Below are 19,563 nucleotides of genomic sequence, written 5' to 3' on the forward strand. Positions count from 1 at the left end.
CGCATCGGCGCGGCGATGGCCTATCTCCGTCTTTCCGCAGCATCCAGCGCGAGATCGACGACGCGCCTGAACACCGCGTCCTCGGCCAGGACTGGATTGTAGCGGCGGGCAGCAAAGACTCCAATCAGCGCCAGGTAGACGCCCTTGGAGAGCAGTTCGGCATCTGTCGCATCGGCGCCCATAAGCGAAAGCTCGCTCACCAAATAATCAATACGCTTCGCTTCGACGGCGCGCACTTTAGCCGCAGCGACAGGGTCGAGCACCGCCCAGGCACTAAACGCCCCCTCGGCGTGCGCCACGTCGACACCGTCATTGCTCGCGTTGAGTACTTCTTCGGCGAGCGCGAGCAAACGTGCGCGTGGTGTTGGCAGAGACGCGATATTGGCGATCAGTTGGGCCGTAAAATCCTTCTCCCAAAGATCGAGCAGGGCGGAATGCAGGTCTGAGCGATCCGAGAAATGCCAATAGAAGGATCCCTTGCTGACATTCAGTCCTTTGGCGAGACGCTCCACTCGGACGGCGTCTATGCCGCCTTCGGCGAGCGCTGCAAGGCTGGCGAGAACCCAATCGTCGCGGGTCAAGTCTTGCGCTTTTCTGTTCAAATGCTCCCTCCGTAAGCGCGTGCTGCGACATCTCGTCTGTCCATACGCCGACGTATGGACTTTGAAAAGTCATCGAGCTACATACGGCACCGTATGGACGAGTCGACGAAGGTCGCGGACACGGCCCTCGAACATCAAAGGATCGGAACCAATGATCAGATGGAGCGGAATTGCGATGGTCACGATCAGCATTCTGCACATGATCGTGCTGGGCATTGACGCCCTGGCGGAAATCCCGGGTTGGCTGAGGCTTGAGCTTTGGACGGCGGAGCATTGGCGACCGCTCCGCGCTCAGCGTCTGGAGTTACTGGCAAGCAATGCCGCCTTTTGGTCGACGATCGGCAGTTTTGCCTTGCCGCTGATCATGCTAGGCGCCGTGGTGATCTGGCTGGACAAGAGGCAGCTTCCCGTCCCGGCTTTTCTGGGCTGGTCGCTGCTGGCCTGGATTGTTGTCGCGTCGCTGATCATCGAGGTGAGCGGGTTCCCGCTCGGCATCCCCATTGCAATCTGTCTCATTCTCGGTGTCAGGCGGCAAAAGGGCCTTAAGCCGAGAGTTAGAGTTCCCGCTTGATGACGGCGTATGCTCAAGCCTTCTCCTTCGGCTGGCGCGCACCCTCGCTGCGCCTAGGGCTTCGATCCTGATGGCAGCCGGCGTTCAGGCGGCCGTTTCGACCGGCAGGCCGGCGGCTTTCCATTCGGGATATCCGTCCTCGAGCCGACGGACGAGATAGCCCCGCGGTCGCAAGGCGGCGACCGCTTCGAACGACAGAACGCAATAGGGGCCGCGGCAATAGGCGATCACTTCCCGATCTGCCGGTAGCTCGCCCAAGCGGCGCTCCAGCTCGGCCAGCGGGATGTTGAGGGCGCCTGGAAGATGTCCGACCGCGAACTCATCCTCTGGCCGCACGTCGAGAACCGTGACCATGCCGTCGTGCAGCCTCGAGACGAGGTCGTCTCGCGATACGGGCTCCATCGCATCGCGAGCCCGGAAGTAGTCGGCCATGACGCGGCCGATTTCGGCCACGTTTCGCTCGCCGACGCGGCCGAGCGCCTTGATCAGCGCCACCACCTCAGCGTCGCCGGCAAGACTATAGAGCACGTTCTTGCCGCGGCGCTGCGTCTCGACGAGGCGCGCTCGCCGCAGGATCTGAAGGTGGCGCGACGTGTTGGCGAAACTCAGATGAGCTCGCGCGGAGAGGTCCTCGACGCTGCGCACCCCTTGCGCGAGATGCTCCAGAAGCTCGAGCCGATGCGGATGGCCGAGCGCCTGAGCCACTTCGGCAAGGCTCGCGTAGATTGCCTGTTTCGGTCCAGCGCTTGACACGGCTTCTCCTCAGTGAAACATTCAGCCGAATGATTGAATGTTTCTAGCCCTTCGTAGCGCGGAGCGCAAGACCATGATCCTTCGCCAGTTCCTTCACACCGATCCAGCCGGCGTCTCGTACCTGTTAGGCTGCCACAGCGAGGCCCTCCGGATCGAGGACGAAGCCGCGTTCATCCGCTTCATGCTCGCCGACATTCCGCCGGCTCCGCCCGAGGCCGCGGCGCTCCGGGCCGCCAATTCCGCCCTGGCTGCGGCAGCGGCCTGAGCCATGGACGAAGCGGCATCGGTTCCAGGCAAGGCGGGTTCACCCGTCAGGCTCGGCCTCAGGGAGAACTGGCCGCAATTCGCGCTGCTCGTCGTGATCAACGCCTTTGTCGGCGGCATGGTCGGGATAGAACGAACGGTGGTGCCGCTGATCGGATCGGAGGAGTTCCACGTCACCTCGACGACGCTCATCGTCTCCTTCATCGTCAGCTTCGGCGTCGTCAAGGCGCTCGCCAATCTGGTCTCGGGCCAGCTTGCCGATGCGTGGGGCCGCAAGCGCGTGCTCGTTTTGGGATGGCTGGTCGGCCTGCCGGTGCCGTTCATGATCATCTGGGCGCCGACCTGGGAATGGGTGATTGCGGCCAACGCATTGCTCGGCATCAACCAGGGGCTCGCCTGGTCGATGACGGTGATCATGAAAGTCGATCTCGTCGGGCCGAAATCGCGCGGCCTTGCCGTCGGCCTCAACGAGTTCGCCGGCTATCTCGCCGTCGGGGTGACGGCGTTCCTGACCGGCTATCTCGCCTCGCAATACGGGCTTCGGCCAGTGCCGATCTATCTCGGCATCGGCTATGCGGTCCTCGGTGCCGCACTGTCGATCCTGCTCGTGCGCGACACGCGCGACCACGTTCGGCTGGAGGCTTCATCCCACGCGCAGCAGCCCGCGCCGATCGGCTTTCGGCAGGTCTTCGCGCTCACCTCGTTCGGGGATCGCAACCTGTTCGCCGCCTCGCAGGCCGGCCTCGTCAACAATCTCAACGACGGCATGAGTTGGGGCATTTTCCCGTTGTTCTTCGCTTCCTTCGGTCTCGGCGTCGAGCGCATCGGCATCCTCAAGGCGATCTATCCCGCGACATGGGGTATCTTGCAGATCGTCACGGGTCCGTTGAGCGATCGCTGGGGGCGCAAAGGCCTGATCGTCGCCGGCATGTGGGTTCAGGCCGCCGGTCTGTTTCTCACCGCGGCGACGCGCCGGTTCGAGTGGTGGATCGTCGGCAGCCTTCTGCTCGGCCTCGGCACAGCGATGGTCTACCCCAGCTTGATCGCAGCAGTCTCCGATGCCTCGCATCCCACCTGGCGCGCCCGCTCACTCAGCGTCTACCGGTTCTGGCGGGATCTCGGCTACGCGATCGGTGCGCTCTCCGCCGGCCTCATCGCCGACAGCTTCGGGCTGTCATGGGCGATCGCATCGATCGCCGCGCTGACGTTTCTCTCCGGGTTGGTCGTGGCGGCCGTGATGCGAGAGACGGTCTAGCTGGCGCATGACCCCGAAAATCGGATTCGATTTCGGAAAGGGTCATGCGCCAGATCAAAGTGCTGCAGCGAGCCAAAAAGATGGCATCCATCGTTGCGTTACAAGGCTTGCTGCGCCGGCGGCTCTTTCGCCGCTGCGGCTTCCTCTGGACTGAGGGCGCCCGGCCGGAGCTTGAACAGAATCAGCAGCGGCCCGGCGACGAAGATGGAGGAATAGGTCCCAGCGAGAATGCCGAAGATCATCGCGATCGTGAAGGACTGGATGACCTCGCCGCCCCAGATCGAAAGCGCCGCCAGCGCAAACAGCGTGGTCACGCCGGTCAGGACCGTTCGCGCCAGCGTCTGGTTCATCGACAGGTCGAGCAGCTCGGCAATCGGCATCCTTTTATAGCGGCGCAGGTTCTCGCGGACCCGGTCATAGACAACAACCGTATCGTTGATGGAGTAGCCGACAATGGTCAGGATCGCGGCTATCGAGGTCAAATTGAACTCTATGCCGGCGACGACATAGAAGCCGATCATCAGGATCACGTCGTGGAACGTCGAAATGATGGCGCCGAGCCCGAACTGCCACTCGAACCTGATCCAGATGTAGACGAGCATCGCCAGCAGCGAGGCGAGCACGCCCATTGTGCCGTTGAACGCGAGTTCGGAGGACACTGTCGGACCGACAACCTCGATGCGGCGGAACTCGTAGTCGGTTTCGAGCGCGCTCCTCACTTTCTCAACGGCGGACTGTTCGGCAATGTCGCCGCCCCCCTGGGTGCCGATGCGGATCAGCACGTCCCGGGTCGACCCGAACTCCTGCACCTGCACTTCACCCAGTTCGAGGCCCGTCAGCCGCTCACGGATGTCGCCGATGTCGGCCTGCTGGCCCTTTGCCTGCACCTCGATGCTCGAACCGCCGCGGAAGTCGATGCCGTAGTTCATGCCGACCGTGAAGAACAGCACGGCCGAAGCAATCGACAACAGCAGGGACAGCGTGAAGGCGTATTTTCTGAATGCCATGAACGGCACGCGCGTGTCGTCGGGCACCAGTCGCATGACGCCGCTGGGCATGGTTTTCGGGCGCTGCCGGCGAAGCCAGAATGCGACCAGCCAGCGCGTCAGCGTGAAGGCCGTGAACACGGTGGTGACGATGCCGATGGCGAGGGTGACGGCAAACCCCTTGATCGGCCCTGAGCCGAGGAAGAACAGGATGACGGCGGCAATCAGCGTCGTCACATTGGCATCGACGACGGTCGCCAGCGCCTGTTTGAACCCGGAATCCATCGACTGCACGATCGAGCGCCCTTGGCGGTTCTCTTCGCGGACGCGCTCGAAGATGATGACGTTGGAATCGACCGCCATGCCCATTGTCAGCACGATGCCGGCGATGCCGGGCAACGTCAGCGTTGCCCCAAGCACCGACAGGACGGCGATGATCAGGGCGACGTTGGCCAGGAGCGCGATGTTCGCGATCAGTCCCAGTCGCCCATAGGCGAACAGCATGAAGCCGATGACGAGGATCCCGGCGATGATCGACGCGAACTGGCCCGCCTCGATCGAATCGCTGCCGAGGCTCGGACCGACGGTGCGTTCCTCGACGATGGTGAGGTCGGCAGGCAGTGCGCCGGCGCGCAGCAGGACCGCAAGGTCGTTCGCGCTCTCCACCGTGAAACTGCCGGATATCTGTCCGGTGCCGCCCAGGATTGGTTCGCGGATCTGAGGCGCAGAGATCACCTCGTTGTCGAGGATGATCGCGAACAGGCGCCCGACATTGGCCTGCGTAGCCTGACCAAAGCGGGTGGCGCCGCGGCTGTCGAAGCGAAACGAAACCACCGGCTCGTTGGTACGCTGGTCGAAGGTCGCCTGCGCATCGACGAGGTTTTCGCCGGAGACGATGATCCGGTTCTCGATCAGATGCGGAACCCGCGGCTCGTCCGTCGAATACAACACCGTCGAACCCGCCGGCGGGCGGCCGGAGATCGCCTCCTCGACCGGAATCGACTGGTCGACCATCTGGAAGGTCAGCTTCGCCGTCTGTCCGAGGATATCCTTCAGCCGCTGCGGATCCTGCAGGCCCGGCACCTGGACCATGATGCGCTCCGATCCCTGGCGCTGGATGATAGGCTCGGTTGTGCCGAGCTCGTTGACGCGCCGGCCCACCACCTCAATCGATTGTGTCAGCGCCGCGGCGATCCGGTAGTCGACCCCGGCTTCGGTCAGCGTAAAGCGCAGCAGGCCCGGTTCGGGCTCGGCGATCTCCATCTCGGTCACCGAGCCGCTCATGAAAAGGCCGGTCGAGATCGGCTGCGTCAATCTTTCGAGCGCGGTCTTCGCAGCTTCGATCTGGCCTTGGTCGCGAATGCGGACCTGGATGGAATTGGCGGTGCCGGTAAGCCCGGTATAGCCGATCTGGGCATCGCGCAGCGATGTGCGGACCTCGTCGCGTGCCGATTCGAGACGTTCGTTGGCGAGGTCCTGCCGATCGATCTGGAGCAGGATGTGCGAGCCGCCCTGCAGGTCTAGCCCCAGCGTCAGCTGCCGCTTTGGCAGCCAATTCGGCAGCGATGCCAGAGTGGAGGCGGGAACCAAATTGGGAGCTGCGTAAAGGATACCGGCCAGGACCGTCAGCCAGATGAGAATGGTCTTCCAGCGCGAAAAATGCAGCATGTTCTTGTCCGTTCAGCCCATATCGGGCGTAAACCGCCTCCGACAAGAGCTTTGGCGTTCCGATCGGCGAGCAGCTCGACGAGAGCCCGGGAACGCGATGTGAAAGTTTTGGGAGTCGGGAGGCCGCGGTCGCGCGGCCAGGATCATGCCGGGAGAAACGGAGGCGCGCGCGCATCAAAGGCGCGGATCGGCGACAGTTTCGGCCGGTCTTCAGACCCTATGCCAAATGGCGTGGCTGACGCGGTTTCGAGCGGCAGGCGCAAATCCGGGATAATGCAAAAGGGCTTGTCGTTTCCCGCAATGGCAGGCGTTCCCGTCTTGAAACGGGAAGTCTCAGCTTCAACACGGCGCGCAATGTCGCGGACAAGGATAGTCGCGACCGGTTTGGACGCAGCGAGCCTCATTTGCTCTTTAGCCACATCCTGTCCGACTTGGTCGGCCGTTGCCGCAGGAATGGTCCAGACCAAAAAGAGCAGCGACGCGAGCAGCCGCAGACCAGCGCTAACGCTGAGCAGAAGGCCGGGCCTAGCCCGTCTTCGGCCGCTTCGTCTCATCTCATCGGTGTGGCTCTCATACACTGCGATTGATACGCTTTCGCCTTCGTTGCCTCAGTAAGCGGCAGGCCGCACTCTTTGTCTACTACAGCACTTGCATTGCGAATTGAAGCGCACCTTTCACGGACTCAAAGGTCAAGTGTTGGCCGATGCGCTTCCTTTTCGACGAGGAGCACAAAGGAGGCGGCCGCTCCAGAGCACCACCCTTCTCGATGTAGCCACCCTTCTCGATGTAGCTTGAACGCATAGCGTATACTCGTATACGAACAGCCAACGAGACGAATGCCTCGAACGGGGCATAGCTTTCCTGGCTTTCTCGGGGAACGTTCAGGCTGCGCGCCGGGACGCGGCCCTAACGTGCCACTGCCGGTATTCCTGCCAGACCGTTTTGGAGACGCTCATGGCCGACACCCTGGTGGCGCACGGGCTGGCACGCGCCGGTCGATCGGCTTGATAGCGAAGGCTTATGACACCGAGGACCTTACCAACGGCCCAAAAAAGCCGATGATACGCGTTATTCGTTTCTGGCCAGAGTCGAGGAAGGCTATGTCCAAACCCTCAGGGAAGGACGATCCATCAGGCATCACAAACTTCCACGCAAAGCGTGCGATCCCGTGATGAACTTCCACGTCACTTGTCCGTAGGATGCGGGCACCGGGATGCTTGGCCAGAACTCTTGCGATGTGCGCGAGCAGTTCTTCCGCGCCAGTCGCATGGACTGTAGGATCCGTGTATGTCGCGCCATCGCTCCAGATCGGCAACAGCAACGCCCGCCGCTGCTCGGCGTTCTCATCGGACCAAGCAGCACAATACGAATCGATGAGAAGCGTCAAAGGCATTCTATTCCCCTAATGTAGATCACTGGTCTGACTCGGCCGACGCTCGGACAACAAAACCCGAACCCGTCGGCCAACGGCAAAGCGTGGTCCGCCTCAATAAGGCCGGAGACCAAATCCGCTCAGCCAGCCAGAAGGGACCCTTCGCGCGGTCCGGATCGGAGAGATCTCTTATCCGGACTTCCCAGAAATTGCGATAACGCCGCGAAATCATCATGTAGGTGGCCAGCTGCAATCGCCCGTTGGAAGATTGCGTCGTAACTGTCGACCACGGAGCGGTCGATCTTGCGCGCCTCCATCAGCTCCAAAAGATGCTGGAATGCGCCGTAATGCGGGGAGATCGACGAGAGCGTCTCGTCGTCGCTGGCAAAACGGCCAGCATTCGTCCGCTTGATGAGGTCGGCGACAAGCCCATCAATAACAGGCGCTAGTGCGGTCCACTGCCGTCCCAACTCGCCGAGGTCGATCTCTTCGGCCTGACACACGGCGATCGCATGGAGCGTTCCGAACAGCGCGCCCCACATGAGAGCAAGCAGCGCGCTATCAAGTGCGTTTGCACGTCCCGGTTCTCCCCCGACATGCTGGACATTGCCGCCCAACGCACGAAACATCTCCTCGTTCGCGTTGAAAGCCTGCCTTGGCCCCGAGATCAGTATCGTCCCGGCATCTGTGCCGATGAAATCCGGCGTGGCCATGATCGCGCCATCGAGATAGGTGGCTCCTTGCGCGGCAAACCATTCAGCGGCTTCGCGTGCGCCATGCGGCGTTCCCGAAGTGAGTTCCACGATCAACTTGCCGCGAATAGCTGAAGCAACAGCATCGTCGCGCAGAATTGCGCTTGCCTGGTAGTCGCTTACGTTCACGATGATAATTTCAGCCGCATTGACGGCTTCCAGGACGGACCCCGCAACGGTGGCGCCGAGCGCCGCCAGAGGTTCGGCCTTTTGTTTTGTCCTGTTCCAGACCGTCGTCCGATATCCCGACCGGAGCAGGGCGCGGGCGAGCGCCGATCCCATACGACCCGTCCCCACAACGCTGATTGAAAGCTTCATTGCAACACTCCATAGCAATAGGCGCCAATTGTCGTCACGGGCAGAGGTATGTTGGAGTGAGTGGCGCACAATACGCACCTGGAGGTAAGTGGTTACCCAACGGTAAGGAGAACATCATGAATGAGCCGACGGGCAATTGCGGCTTCGCAACCGCGATCAAGGCGATCGAAGGGAAGTGGAAAGTGGATATTCTTTGCGAGCTTGGAACGGCGTCTCGCAGGTTCGGCCGGTTGAGGCAGTCGATTCCGGCGATCAGTGAAAAGATGCTGACGCAGCAATTACGCGAACTGGAGGCTGACGGGCTTGTGAACCGAGAGGTCTATCTGGGATCGCCGATCAAGGTCGTCTATTCGCTGACAGAAAGCGGAGCGGCGCTCAATGCTGGAGCAGAGGCGTTATGCCGTTGGGGTGAGCAATTCCCTTCCCGTATCGATGCTTAAGGATGCCGTTCGCCATGCGAGTTGGACGGTGGCTCATGGCGCTTCGCCCTCGGCCGGAAACAGCGACAGCCAATACCGCGCGATATCGTTGCGGCGCATGAAGACGGCCTCCGGCCTGGACAGAACCGTCTCGATTATGCCTTCCAGTGCCGCAGCCCGGTTGGGCTGGCCGGTCCATCGCGCATGGACGGCTATCGTCATCATGCGCCCACCTTCTTCCCTGGCTTCCCTGATCAGGAAGTCCAGATAGGCTTCGACGTTGTCGACGAAGTCCTTGGGCGTCACATAGCCAGGGCTGACCAGGTAGCGGCTGTCGTTCAAGGTCTTGGAATAGGGAATGATCAGAAGGCGCCCGTTCTGTGCCGGCACGAAATAGGGCAGGTCGTCGTTGGACGGATCTGAATCATACAGGAAGCCGCCTTCCTCGATCAGGAGGTCGCGCGTGTTGACGCTGGGAAAGGAACGGCTGTTCCAGCCGATCGGGCGCTCGCCGAGCAGCTCGATGAATAGCGCGACGGCGCGCTGAAGATGATCGCGCTCCTCGTCACGGCTCAGGGTCCATTGTTCGGTCCAGCGCAAGCCATGGCCGAGCAGATCGTCACCCGATTGGCGCAGCCATGCCGTCACCTCCGGGTTGCGCCGCAGCGCCTCGGCACAACTCGAGATCGTGGCGTGGACGCCGTGTCGATCGAGCAGCCTGGCGATGCGCCAGATGCCGACGCGGCTGCCATACTCGAAATGCGTTTCGGTGCCGAGGTCGCGGATGCCGGCCGGCGCCGACAATGGATATTCGCCCCAGCCATCGCTATGGTCGTCGCCCTCGAACAGCGAATATTCCGACCCTTCCTCGTAGCAGACCACGAGATTGACTGCGACCAGACGTCCGTCCGGCCAGATGATCTGCGGCGGCCGCCGCCCGTAACCGACGAAATCGCGCGGCGGGCCGTGGGGATGCTGGAGCTTCATGGCAGTACAACTCCTGGTGGGTTGCTGATCCGCATGTACGGGTCAGCGAGGAGATCGGGCTCGAAGCCGGGCGAAACGGCGAGCCCGATCAGATTTACCCTTGGATCCAGGATCTCGCCACAACCGGCCTGCAGCAAACCGCTCGTCAATCCGCAGAAATCTGGATACGAGAATCCCGATCCACCATGCCAGGCGACAATTTCGGGGCCAACCGCCCTTTGCGGGGCGCTTGTCTGGCGCTGGGGCTTCACCTGTGCGGCGTTTGCATCGCCGGAAGTCTGGAGATCCTCAGCCGGCTGTCGAACCGTGTGAGCGCGCAGGCGCCACAGCACTGACCGATTCCCGCTCGACCAGCGGGCATTCAAGCTTGGTGATGGGGTAGCGGCCACGGCCGGGCGGTGCGGGAACTTCCAATTGCTCGATCGCCCATTGCCCCATCGCCATATGCGGCAGGATCGACGTCGTCAAAGGCGGGAACAGATGGCGGGCGATTTCCTCGTCGTCATAGCCGACAACCGAAATATCCCCAGGGATGTGGAGGCCGGCTTCCTTCAGCGCCTCGTAGCAGCCGATCGCGGTGCGGTCGTTCTGGCAGAAGATCGCGGTCGGCCGGTTCTTGAGTGCCAGAAGCTTGACGGTCGCGGCGTAGCCGGCGCTCGCCGACCAGTCGCCCTCGACCACCAGCTCCGCATCGAACGGGATGTCGGCCGTCGCCAGTGCCCGGCGGTAGCCCTTCAGCCGATCCTGCGCCGCCTGCATCCATGGCTCGCCGGTGATGGTTGCGATGCGGCGGTGGCCATGGCTGATCAGGTGGCGGGTGGAACTCTGCCCGCCGGCGATTTCGCTCGGCACCACGGCGGGGAAGGCGTAGTCGGCGGTGTAGCAATTGAGCAGGATGACCGGGATATCGAGGTCGTAGAGATAGTCGGGCGCAGTGATCTCGCGCGTGAAGATGGTCATGTAGATCAGCGCCGAAATACCCCGCTTGGTCAGTGCCGCAATCGCGCGCGGCTCCATCACGGAATCACCCAAAGTCTGCGCGACCAGCACGACATTGCCGGCATTCCACGAGGCCTGGCGCGCCCCTTCGATGGCGACGACCGCTTCGGGACTGGTCGCCAGTTGATCGACCGCAAAGCCGATCACCCCGTCCAGCCCCTCGAACGAGGCGATAGGGCTGCGAAGAGCAGAGAAGGCTGGTGGCGCATAGCCGAGACGCCGCGCGGCCTCGATCACCCGTTCCCGGGTCTGCTGCGAGAGCCTTATGCCCGGCGTGTTGTTGAGGACGAACGAAACCGTTGCCTGCGAGCAGCCGGCGGCCCTGGCGATATCGGTCATGGTAACGCGATCCTTGGGATGCTTGGCCGATGGCTTTCGGCGCCGGGAGGCTTCAAGGGGAGGATTGCGCAGATCCGTCGGTTCGTTCATGGCATTGTGTTCCAAATTCCCGACCTGTCTAACCAGAGGTCGTCCTGGGCGTCATTAAAGACGGCAGACGTCCAGGGGCCCTTCGCGTTTATAAAACAAGCGCTCGATTAATCATTATTACCATGCTGGTAGCCCAATGGCTAGCAGCGCGGAGAGGGCAATATGCGGTCCTGAAAAGATCGATTTCTCGGAAGCGACCCATTTCAAGGCCTTTGGACGCTTCGTCATGACGGAAGCCTTCCTTTCTCGCCACATGGGAGGCAGCCATTCGCCGGCGGCACCAGGTTTCCAACCAAAGACTAATACTATTTACTAATACGCGTAAGCGTTCTAATGTTAATTTGTCATGCCCGGCTCGGGACCGAACGGGTCATGGCGGCAAGCAGGCGCGTGGCGCGGCGTCCGCGGCTCTTGGGCCGGCAAAGCAACGCCACGAAATTACGGATATGTCAGACAAATCCGACTATACGAACAGCCAATGAGTCTCTAAAGTCCAAAATCGCGGCTGGAATGGCGCCGTTCTTTCGTTGCCAGCACCCCTTGAGGAGGAGGGCGTCCAAGCCGCATTCGACAAAGTTCAGATCAGCAAAAATGACTGAATCAAACGGGAGGTTGAACATGAAATCTGCGATACGAAATGCGTCCGTCGCCGCCGCGGCCTTGGCTCTCGGTCTGTCTATCACGGCGATTGCCCGTGCCCAGGATAAACCGACGCTGGCCTTCGTCGTCAACGGCGCTTCCGATTTCTGGAAGGCGGCCGAAGCAGGCGTCAAGAAGGCGCAGGCCGAACTGCCCAACTACAATCTCGAGCTCAAATATCCGGAGCAGTCGTCGGTCGCCATCCAGCAGCGGCTGATGGATGATCTGGTGACGGCCGGCGTCAAGGCGATCATGGTTTCGGCAGTCGACCCCAAGACTTCGACCGACGGGCTCAACAAGATCGCATCGGAGACGGCGCTGTTCACCACCGACAGCGACGCGCCGCAGACCAAGCGTATCGCCTATATCGGCTCGTCCAATATCGATGCCGGCAAGCAGGCCGCGGAGATCGCCAAGAAGGCGATGCCCGACGGCGGCAAATGCCTCGGCTTCGTCGGCCTGCTCGGCGCCGACAATGCCAAAGAGCGCATCGAAGGCATGAAGGAAGGGCTCGCCGGCACCAAGATCGAGTTGATCGACGTGCGTGGCGACGACATCGACCAGGCCCGCGCCAAGAAGAACGTCGAGGACGCGCTGGTCGCCAGCCCCGACGTCACCTGCATGGTCGGCTTCTATTCCTACAACACGCCGCGCATATATGAAGCGCTGCGCGACGCCGGCAAGCTCGGCCAGATCACGGTCGTCGGCTTCGACGACGATCCGATCACGCTGGGCGGCGTCAAGGAAGGCACCGTTGCCGCCACCGTGGTGCAGCAGCCCTTCGAATGGGCCTACCAGGGCATGAAGCTGATGGCCGCCTATCTCGAGGGCGACAAATCGGGCATTCCGGAGGACGGCCTGATCATCATCCCGACCAAGATCATCGGCAAGGACGACGTCGACGCCTATGCCGCCAATCTGAAGGCGATGTCCGGCAATTAGGACGAAGGCAGTTGCGCCGGCTTGGGTTCTGCCCCGGGCCGGCGGCTCGCATTGACGAGCCCTGCGAGGGTCGTCAGTCTGCAGATGTGGCCACGAGCATGATCCCGAAAAGTGGGAACCGGTTTTCGGAAAAGATCATGCTCAAACAGTGGCCCACCGGCTGTTGTCAGGCATGATGAATTATTCCGACGCATCCATCGGCGCATCCACGATTGCCCCGTTCCTCAGTCTCGAGGGCGTGCGCAAGACCTATCCCGGCGTGGTCGCGCTGGACGGGTTTTCGATGGAGGTCAGGCCCGGCGAGGTCATCGGTCTCGTCGGCGAAAACGGTGCCGGCAAGTCGACGCTGATGAAGATCCTTGGCGGCGTGACCACCCCCGACACCGGCACGATCACCGTCGACGGCGTCGCCCATGACCGGCTGACCGTCGAGGCCAGCATCGGTTCCGGCATCGCCTTCGTCCATCAGGAACTCAACCTGTTCGAAAACCTCGACGTTGCCGCCAACATCTTTTTCGGCCGCGAGCCTTTGCGCGCCGGTCCGCTTAGGCTTGTCGACCGGGCCAGGCTGCGCGCGCTGTCGGCGCCGCTGCTCAAGAGGGTGGGCGCCAATTTTTCGGCCGACACGCCGGTATCGACGCTGTCGCTTGCCCAGCAGCAGATGGTCGAAATCGCCAAGGCGCTCTCGATCGAGGCAAGGCTGGTCATCCTCGACGAGCCGACATCGAGCCTGCCCCTTGCCGAAACCGACAAGCTGCTCGACGTCATCAAGGCGCTGAAGGCTGAGGGGATCAGCGTCATCTTCATCTCACACCGTCTTCACGAGGTCGAGCGGGTCGCCGATCGCGTCGTCGTGCTGAGGGACGGCATGCTTGCCGGCACGCTGCCGAAGAGCGCCATCAATCACGACCAGATGGTCAAGCTGATGATCGGCCGCATGCTGAAAGAGAGAGAGAAGGCGGCAGAATCGGCGCGCCCGCCCGGCACCGTCGCTCTGTCCGCCAGGGCCGTTCGCACCAGCGCCTATCCAGACCGACCGGTCGATCTCGGCGTCAGGCATGGCGAAATCCTCGGCCTGGCGGGTCTTGTCGGCTCCGGCCGGACCGAACTGGCGCGCGTCTTTTTCGGCATTGAGACGAGCCTTGGCGGTGCGCTCCACCTTGATGGAAACAATTTGGTCCTCGGTTCGGCCGCCGACGCAGTCGCCAACGGGATCTTCCTCGTCCCGGAAGACCGCAAGCTGACCGGCATCCTGCTCGATCTGTCGATTGCCCAGAATATTTCGCTCCCCAATCTGCCGGCGCATGCCCGGCGGTTCCTGGTTTCTGCCAGCGCCGAAGCCGTCACCGCCGAGAAGCAGAAACGCAATCTCGGCATCAAGGCGCCGTCGGTGGCGACTCGCACCGGCACGCTGTCAGGCGGCAACCAGCAAAAGGTGGTGCTGGCCAAGTGGCTTGCCATGAGCCCCAAGGTGATGATCCTCGATGAGCCGACGCGCGGCATCGACATCGGCGCCAAGGCGGAAATCTACGGGCTGATGCGCGCGCTGGCCGATGCCGGCGTCGCGGTGCTGATGATATCGAGCGACATGGAGGAGGTGATCGGCGTCTCCGACCGCATCGCCGTCATGCATGAGGGCCAGATCTCAGGCATTCTCGACAAGGAACAGTTCAGCCAGGAAAACGTACTGCTGCTGGCCGTGGGCAAGCAGCCGAAATAATTCGCGGGCATTGGGAGAAGACGATGAGCAAGAAAGATCTCGGCCTGCTGATCCTGATCCTTGTGGTGGGAGCGGTGGTGGCGATCATCAATCCGCGCTTCCTGCTGCCGATCAACCTCGCCAATACATCGAACCTGATCGGGCTGTTCGGCATCCTGGCGATCGGCCAGGCCTTCGTCATCATCACCGGCGGCATCGAATTGTCGGTCGGCTCGGTGGTCGCGCTGCTCGGCGTCCTGTTCGTCGATTTCATCGCCACGCGCGGCATGGCATGGCCGGTGGCGCTGCCGCTGATCCTCCTGCTCGGCGGCATGATTGGGCTGGCACATGGCTGGCTGATCACGCGGCTCAAATTGCAGCCCTTCGTGGTGACGCTTTGCGGCCTCTTGATCTATCGCGGCGTGGCGCGGTTCTACACAGCCGACGGCACGGCAGGCTTTGCCTTCGGACAGAATTTTCCGGAGCTCGAATTCCTGACTGCCGGGCGATCCTATGGCGTGCCGAACAGCTTCATCGCGCTGATCGTCATCGCCATCGTGATGTGGGTGGTGCTGCACCGTTCGGTGTTCGGCCGCTATCTGTACGCCATCGGCAAGAACGAGGAAGCGGCGAAATATTCGGGCATCCGCACCGGCCGCGTCGTCATGGCGGCCTATGTCATTTGCGGCGTGCTGACGGCGCTGTCGGCGATCTATTTCGCGATGTACACGCGCTCGATCTCGCCCGCCAGCCACGGCCAGTTCTACGAACTCTACGCCATTGCCGCGGCAGTGCTCGGCGGCTTCTCGCTGCGTGGCGGCGAAGGCTCGCTGATTGGCGTCATCCTCGGAACCGTTCTGCTGCAGGAACTGCAGAACCTCGTCAACCTGCTCGGCATCCCGTCCTCGCTCAACTTCGCGGTGATGGGCGGCGTGATCCTCATCGGCGTGCTGGTCGATCAGCAATGGGGCGTGTACCGGGAGCGGCGGCTGATGCTGGAGGCAACCCGCAAGGGCGCGGCTGGTGCGGCCGCGGAGTAGTGGCTCCGCCACTCCCTTCTCCCCTTGTGGGAGAAGGTGGCCGAGCCAAGCTCGGCCGGATGAGGGGTATTCCAGCTTGGCAGGACAGCACTCCGTGCAGCACCCCTCAACCGTCTCGGCGCTGCGCGCCGATCCACCTTCTCCCACAAGGGGAGAAGGCAAAAAGTACCTAGATCAGGCCCGACATGTCGGAGAGCGCCATGGCCTGGCGCAGCACATCGGCAAAGCGCTCGCCGGCCGCCTCGCGTGGGCCGCTGTTGTCGATCGAGGTGACGCTCGGCCCGGACAACGCCACATTGGCGCTGCGCGCCAGCCGCGCCAGCACTTCGCCGCGCGACTCGCGGCCGCGCATCGCCAGTCGCTCGGCCAGGATTTCCGGCGAAGCGGTGATCTCGACGACAGCCAGATTGGCATAGCGATCACGCAGCGCCGGGATGATGGCGCGGGAGACATTGGCGATGGCGACGCGGCCATTGGCGACCGACCAGTCGACTTCAGCCGGGATGCCGTAGCGCAAGCCATGTGCCTCCCAGGAGATGGCGAAGGCGCCATCCGCTTCGGCCTTGACAAAGGCCGCGTCGGCGAGCGTGTCGTGATCCTCGCTTGCCGTGTCGCTCGGCCGGGTGATGACCCGGCGCACGAACTCCAGCCGCTTTTCGTCGGCAAACAGTGCCCGCGCATAGCCGATCACCGTATCCTTGCCGGCGCCGCTCGGCCCGACGACGGCGACGAAGACGCCGTCGCGGATCGGAAACGCAGCGGCGGACAATTCACGCTCGATCGACGCCGACACCATCATGCGACCCGGCGTCCCTGCCGCCAGACCGTGCGGACCACCGGGACATGGTCGTCGAGACGGACGCGAACCAGGTCGGCGCGCCGGCCCTGCTCGATGATGCCGCGATCAGTAAGGCCCACCGCCTCGGCCGGGTTCTTCGAAACCATGGCCACCGCCTGCGGCAAGGAAATGCCGTCGACCACGTCGCCGAGGAAAAAGGCCGACTGGATCAGGCTGAAGGGAATGTAGTCGGACGACAATATGTCGAGCAGGCCTTCGCCGGCGAGTGTCCGAGCCGAAACATTGCCCGAATGTGAAGCGCCGCGCATGACGTTCGGTGCACCCATCAGCACGCCAAGCCCTGCCTCCTTCGAAGCTTTTGCGGCCTCCTTGGTGGTCGGGAACTCGGCGACGCGGACACCCTGTTTGATCGCCTCATCGACATGGCCTGTCGTGGCGTCGTCATGGCTGGCCAGCACGATGCCGCGCTGGTGGCAGGCGGCAGCGATGAAGGCGCGGTTCGGCCCCGAATTCGTCGCCGACTCCGCTATCCGCTTCTCGCAGAATTGCTGGAATTCGCGATCCGTCAGCTTCAGCTTGCGCTGGTAGTAGTAGGCATAGGTTTCCAAGTCGACGAACTGGCGCTGTCCCGGCGCATGGTCCATCAGCGACGCCAGCTTGATCCTGTCATCGCCGTCGAAATGGGCGAAGGCTGCGAGGCAATCCGGCGCTGAAACCTCGCAGCGCAGATGGATGAAATGGTCGGCCCGCAGCCGGTCATGCTGGACGCTGTCCTCGATCGCATCGGCCAGCTTGCGCATGTCGGCCGAATTCATGTCGGCATCGTCGTCCATGCCGACGCGCAAGGCATCGAGCACGGTGGTGATGCCGGCCGTCGCCACTTGCGCGTCGTGAGCGAGCACAGCGGCGATCGGGTTCCAGCGCACCTTCGGCCGCGGCGCGTAGTGGCCTTCGAGGTGGTCGGTATGAAGCTCGACCAGCCCGGGAATGATGAAATCGCCCCCCATGTCCTCGCCGGTCCGGCCGGCGCCGGCGTCGATCCCGGCGATCAAGCCGTCGCGCAGCACGATCGAGCCTTCGACGATCTCGTCGGCACGCACGATGCGGGCATTGTTGAGAACGGTCTCGACGGTCATTTCAGGCAGTCCTTGGAGCATTTTGTAGCCAATTGGAATCACCGATTGGGGTGATTGGCGTCGCACAAATGCGGTTAAAACAAATAGTCATTTCAGGCAGTTCTTCTGGCCGAGCGGCGCCCGAGCGCGTGATGGGAAAGCACCATGAACGGGGCGCCAGGTTCGGTCTCGACAAACAGGGTCAGTGCGTCCACCGGCACCGGCCGTTGAAGGACCTGCGCAAACAGGCTGTCGATTGCTGCGCGAAGACGAGGGCTTTCCTGTGACGAGACCCGGCCGGACAGCGTCATATGGAACCGGAAGGTCTCGAAGACATAGGGGTAGCCCCATTGGCAGAGATTGCGGAATTCATCCGGCTTCAGCGAATCGGGGCTGCGTCGTTCGATCTCAGCCTCGCTCAGCGGCGCGCGAAAACGGTCGAAGTCGCGCACGACGTCGTCGGCGAAGCGGTTGAGCGCTGGCACCGGTCCTTCCGGCACCAGCGCGAAGAAGCCGTCGATCTGGCTGACGACCAGGCGCGGGATCGTCACCACCGGCGTCGCCTCGGCAAAATTGTCCAGCGCCGCGCGAAGCGCGGCTTCCGTCTCGTTCGAGGTCAGCCGGAAGGGCGCCTTCAGCGTCGCATGAAAGCCGTAGCGGCGCGCCGAAGCGGTGTGGAAGGCGACTTCCGCCGCCGACAGCTCGCCCACGGCCTCGACCGGCCTCGTGGCGGCGCCGAACGGGTCGCGGCCGAGCCAATTGGCGGCGATCCGCGCCAGCGGTTCGTCCTGCCGGGGGGTGAAATAGATAGCGTAGCGCATCGGAAGTCCTCGTCAACTCCCGCTGCCATAGGCGATTTGCATGACGAAATGACGAAGCTGATGATCGCTCCTGATAACAAAGTTGTTCACGCGGGTCATTAGCCGACGATTTTTTCGCCTTGGGCCAGTTTGCCCGACTCGGACGGGCAATATGATCAGGCCTTCATCAGCCATTCGTGCTCGGGCGCGTTGTGGAATTTCCACGTCCGCTTCGGCCCGGCCATGACATTGAGATAATAGAGGTCATAGCCATGGCAGGCGGCGCAAGGATGGTAGCCCTTTGGCACCAGCACGACATCGCCGTCCTCGATCGCCATCGCCTCGTCGAGCGAACGAGCGCCATTCTGGTCGGCATCGGTGTAGACGCGCTGGAAGGCAAAGCCCTGCGGCGGGTTGAGGCGGTGGTAGTAGGTCTCCTCGAGATAGGACTCATCAGGCAGATTGTCCTGGTCATGCTTATGCGGCGGATAGCTCGAGGTGTGACCGCCCGGCGTGATCACCTCGACCACCAGCAATGAGTCGGCCGGCTTGCCCTCCGGCAGGATGTTGGTGACGTAGCGCGTGTTGGTGCCCTTGCCGCGAACCTCCTGGCCGAGATCTTTCGGCCCGATGACGCGGACCGGCAGGCCGCCGCCAAGCCCCGGCGCCGAGCAGACGGCGAGTTCGAGATCGGTGTCGGCGGTCACCGACCAGTCAGAGCCCTGTGGCACATAGACAGACCACGGCTTGCCCTCGAAGGGCGACATGCGTTCGCCGAGCAGGCCGAGATCCTTGCCGCCGGCCGTCGCCTTGCCCTTGCCGGTGACGAACACCAGGCAGACTTCACGGTTCGCGGTTTGTCCGGAGGTTGTTTCGCCTGCCCGCAGCCGATGCAGATCGAAACCGATATAGGTCCAGCCGGCATTTTGCGGCGTCACATGGGCGACGCGGCCGTGGCCCTTATCGGCTTTAACCAGCAGTTTCGACATTATGTCTCTCCTATCGCAAATCTTCGAGATTGGCCGAAGCGTCCCAACTTCGTCATCCTAGGGCGTAGCAGGAGCGAAGCTCCGTCGCGAAGACCCTAGGATCCATGCCGTAACCTCAGTCCAAGAGCGCAGCGGAACGGAATTCTGCACCGTAGCGGCCGTTTT

19 protein-coding genes are annotated in these 19,563 nt (G+C 62.5%); 7 read left to right on the forward strand and 12 right to left on the reverse strand.

Annotated features, from left to right (window positions below):
* Window positions 1-20 precede the first annotated feature (20 nt).
* Window positions 21-602 (reverse strand): TetR/AcrR family transcriptional regulator, encoded by a 582-nt coding sequence (locus NKH36_RS00725; protein ID WP_352959659.1) that lies wholly within the window; start codon window positions 600-602, stop codon window positions 21-23.
* Window positions 603-753: 151 nt separating this feature from the next.
* Between NKH36_RS00725 and NKH36_RS00730 the strand changes: the two genes are divergently transcribed.
* The gene (locus tag NKH36_RS00730; protein ID WP_352959661.1) at window positions 754-1,173 is read left to right on the forward strand and encodes a DUF6463 family protein; all 420 of its coding nucleotides are present in this window, start codon (window positions 754-756) and stop codon (window positions 1,171-1,173) included.
* Between the two features lie 84 nt (window positions 1,174-1,257).
* On the opposite strand, the gene NKH36_RS00735 is transcribed toward NKH36_RS00730, so the two are convergent.
* The gene (locus NKH36_RS00735) at window positions 1,258-1,926 is read right to left on the reverse strand and encodes an ArsR/SmtB family transcription factor (RefSeq protein WP_352959663.1); all 669 of its coding nucleotides are present in this window, start codon (window positions 1,924-1,926) and stop codon (window positions 1,258-1,260) included.
* 73 nt (window positions 1,927-1,999) lie between these two features.
* On the opposite strand from NKH36_RS00735, the gene NKH36_RS00740 reads away from it, so the two are divergent.
* Window positions 2,000-2,191, forward strand: a complete 192-nt coding sequence (locus tag NKH36_RS00740) for a hypothetical protein (protein WP_352959665.1) — start codon at window positions 2,000-2,002, stop codon at window positions 2,189-2,191.
* 3 nt (window positions 2,192-2,194) lie between these two features.
* The gene (locus tag NKH36_RS00745) at window positions 2,195-3,445 is read left to right on the forward strand and encodes an MFS transporter (protein WP_352959667.1); all 1,251 of its coding nucleotides are present in this window, start codon (window positions 2,195-2,197) and stop codon (window positions 3,443-3,445) included.
* Window positions 3,446-3,543: 98 nt separating this feature from the next.
* Here NKH36_RS00745 and secDF read toward each other — a convergent pair whose 3' ends face one another.
* The 4 genes from secDF to NKH36_RS00765 form a co-directional block, all read right to left on the reverse strand.
* Window positions 3,544-6,099, reverse strand: a complete 2,556-nt coding sequence (gene secDF, locus NKH36_RS00750) for a protein translocase subunit SecDF (RefSeq protein WP_352959669.1) — start codon at window positions 6,097-6,099, stop codon at window positions 3,544-3,546.
* A gap of 143 nt (window positions 6,100-6,242) precedes the next feature.
* Window positions 6,243-6,566 carry a hypothetical protein gene (locus tag NKH36_RS00755; protein WP_352959670.1) on the reverse strand — a complete coding sequence of 108 codons (324 nt, stop codon included), beginning with the start codon at window positions 6,564-6,566 and terminating at the stop codon, window positions 6,243-6,245.
* A gap of 551 nt (window positions 6,567-7,117) precedes the next feature.
* Entirely contained in the window at window positions 7,118-7,492 is a 375-nt protein-coding gene (locus NKH36_RS00760) for a hypothetical protein (protein WP_352959671.1), read from the reverse strand.
* 119 nt (window positions 7,493-7,611) lie between these two features.
* On the reverse strand, window positions 7,612-8,619 hold the full coding sequence (locus tag NKH36_RS00765) for an NAD(P)-dependent oxidoreductase (RefSeq protein WP_352959672.1): 1,008 nt from the start codon (window positions 8,617-8,619) through the stop codon (window positions 7,612-7,614).
* Between the two features lie 38 nt (window positions 8,620-8,657).
* On the opposite strand from NKH36_RS00765, the gene NKH36_RS00770 reads away from it, so the two are divergent.
* On the forward strand, window positions 8,658-8,981 hold the full coding sequence (locus NKH36_RS00770) for a winged helix-turn-helix transcriptional regulator (protein ID WP_352959673.1): 324 nt from the start codon (window positions 8,658-8,660) through the stop codon (window positions 8,979-8,981).
* 33 nt (window positions 8,982-9,014) lie between these two features.
* Here the strand turns inward: NKH36_RS00770 and NKH36_RS00775 are convergent, their stop codons facing one another.
* Window positions 9,015-9,947: a polysaccharide deacetylase family protein gene (locus NKH36_RS00775; protein ID WP_352959674.1), complete on the reverse strand. Its 933-nt coding sequence runs from the start codon at window positions 9,945-9,947 to the stop codon at window positions 9,015-9,017.
* Window positions 9,948-10,235: 288 nt separating this feature from the next.
* Window positions 10,236-11,375 (reverse strand): LacI family DNA-binding transcriptional regulator, encoded by a 1,140-nt coding sequence (locus tag NKH36_RS00780; RefSeq protein ID WP_352959676.1) that lies wholly within the window; start codon window positions 11,373-11,375, stop codon window positions 10,236-10,238.
* A gap of 618 nt (window positions 11,376-11,993) precedes the next feature.
* Here NKH36_RS00780 and NKH36_RS00785 point away from each other — a divergent pair.
* The 3 genes from NKH36_RS00785 to NKH36_RS00795 all read left to right on the forward strand — a co-directional run bounded on the left by NKH36_RS00785 (window position 11,994) and on the right by NKH36_RS00795 (window position 15,695).
* Window positions 11,994-12,956 carry a sugar-binding protein gene (locus NKH36_RS00785; protein WP_352959677.1) on the forward strand — a complete coding sequence of 321 codons (963 nt, stop codon included), beginning with the start codon at window positions 11,994-11,996 and terminating at the stop codon, window positions 12,954-12,956.
* 175 nt (window positions 12,957-13,131) lie between these two features.
* Window positions 13,132-14,676 (forward strand): sugar ABC transporter ATP-binding protein, encoded by a 1,545-nt coding sequence (locus tag NKH36_RS00790; RefSeq protein WP_352959835.1) that lies wholly within the window; start codon window positions 13,132-13,134, stop codon window positions 14,674-14,676.
* 23 nt (window positions 14,677-14,699) lie between these two features.
* Window positions 14,700-15,695: an ABC transporter permease gene (locus NKH36_RS00795; protein WP_352959679.1), complete on the forward strand. Its 996-nt coding sequence runs from the start codon at window positions 14,700-14,702 to the stop codon at window positions 15,693-15,695.
* Window positions 15,696-15,864: 169 nt separating this feature from the next.
* On the opposite strand, the gene phnN is transcribed toward NKH36_RS00795, so the two are convergent.
* The 4 genes from phnN to iolB form a co-directional block, all read right to left on the reverse strand.
* Window positions 15,865-16,494, reverse strand: coding sequence for a phosphonate metabolism protein/1,5-bisphosphokinase (PRPP-forming) PhnN (phnN, locus tag NKH36_RS00800; protein ID WP_352959681.1), 630 nt, complete (start codon window positions 16,492-16,494; stop codon window positions 15,865-15,867).
* Window positions 16,491-17,630: an alpha-D-ribose 1-methylphosphonate 5-triphosphate diphosphatase gene (locus tag NKH36_RS00805; RefSeq protein ID WP_352959683.1), complete on the reverse strand. Its 1,140-nt coding sequence runs from the start codon at window positions 17,628-17,630 to the stop codon at window positions 16,491-16,493. Before NKH36_RS00805 ends, phnN begins: the two co-directional genes overlap by 4 nt.
* Before the next feature lie 92 nt (window positions 17,631-17,722).
* Window positions 17,723-18,430 carry a DUF1045 domain-containing protein gene (locus tag NKH36_RS00810; RefSeq protein WP_352959685.1) on the reverse strand — a complete coding sequence of 236 codons (708 nt, stop codon included), beginning with the start codon at window positions 18,428-18,430 and terminating at the stop codon, window positions 17,723-17,725.
* Window positions 18,431-18,585: 155 nt separating this feature from the next.
* Window positions 18,586-19,398: a 5-deoxy-glucuronate isomerase gene (gene iolB, locus NKH36_RS00815; protein WP_352959686.1), complete on the reverse strand. Its 813-nt coding sequence runs from the start codon at window positions 19,396-19,398 to the stop codon at window positions 18,586-18,588.
* Window positions 19,399-19,563 lie beyond the last annotated feature (165 nt).

This window comes from Mesorhizobium sp. M1312, assembly GCF_040318115.1.
Lineage (GTDB): Bacteria > Pseudomonadota > Alphaproteobacteria > Rhizobiales > Rhizobiaceae > Mesorhizobium.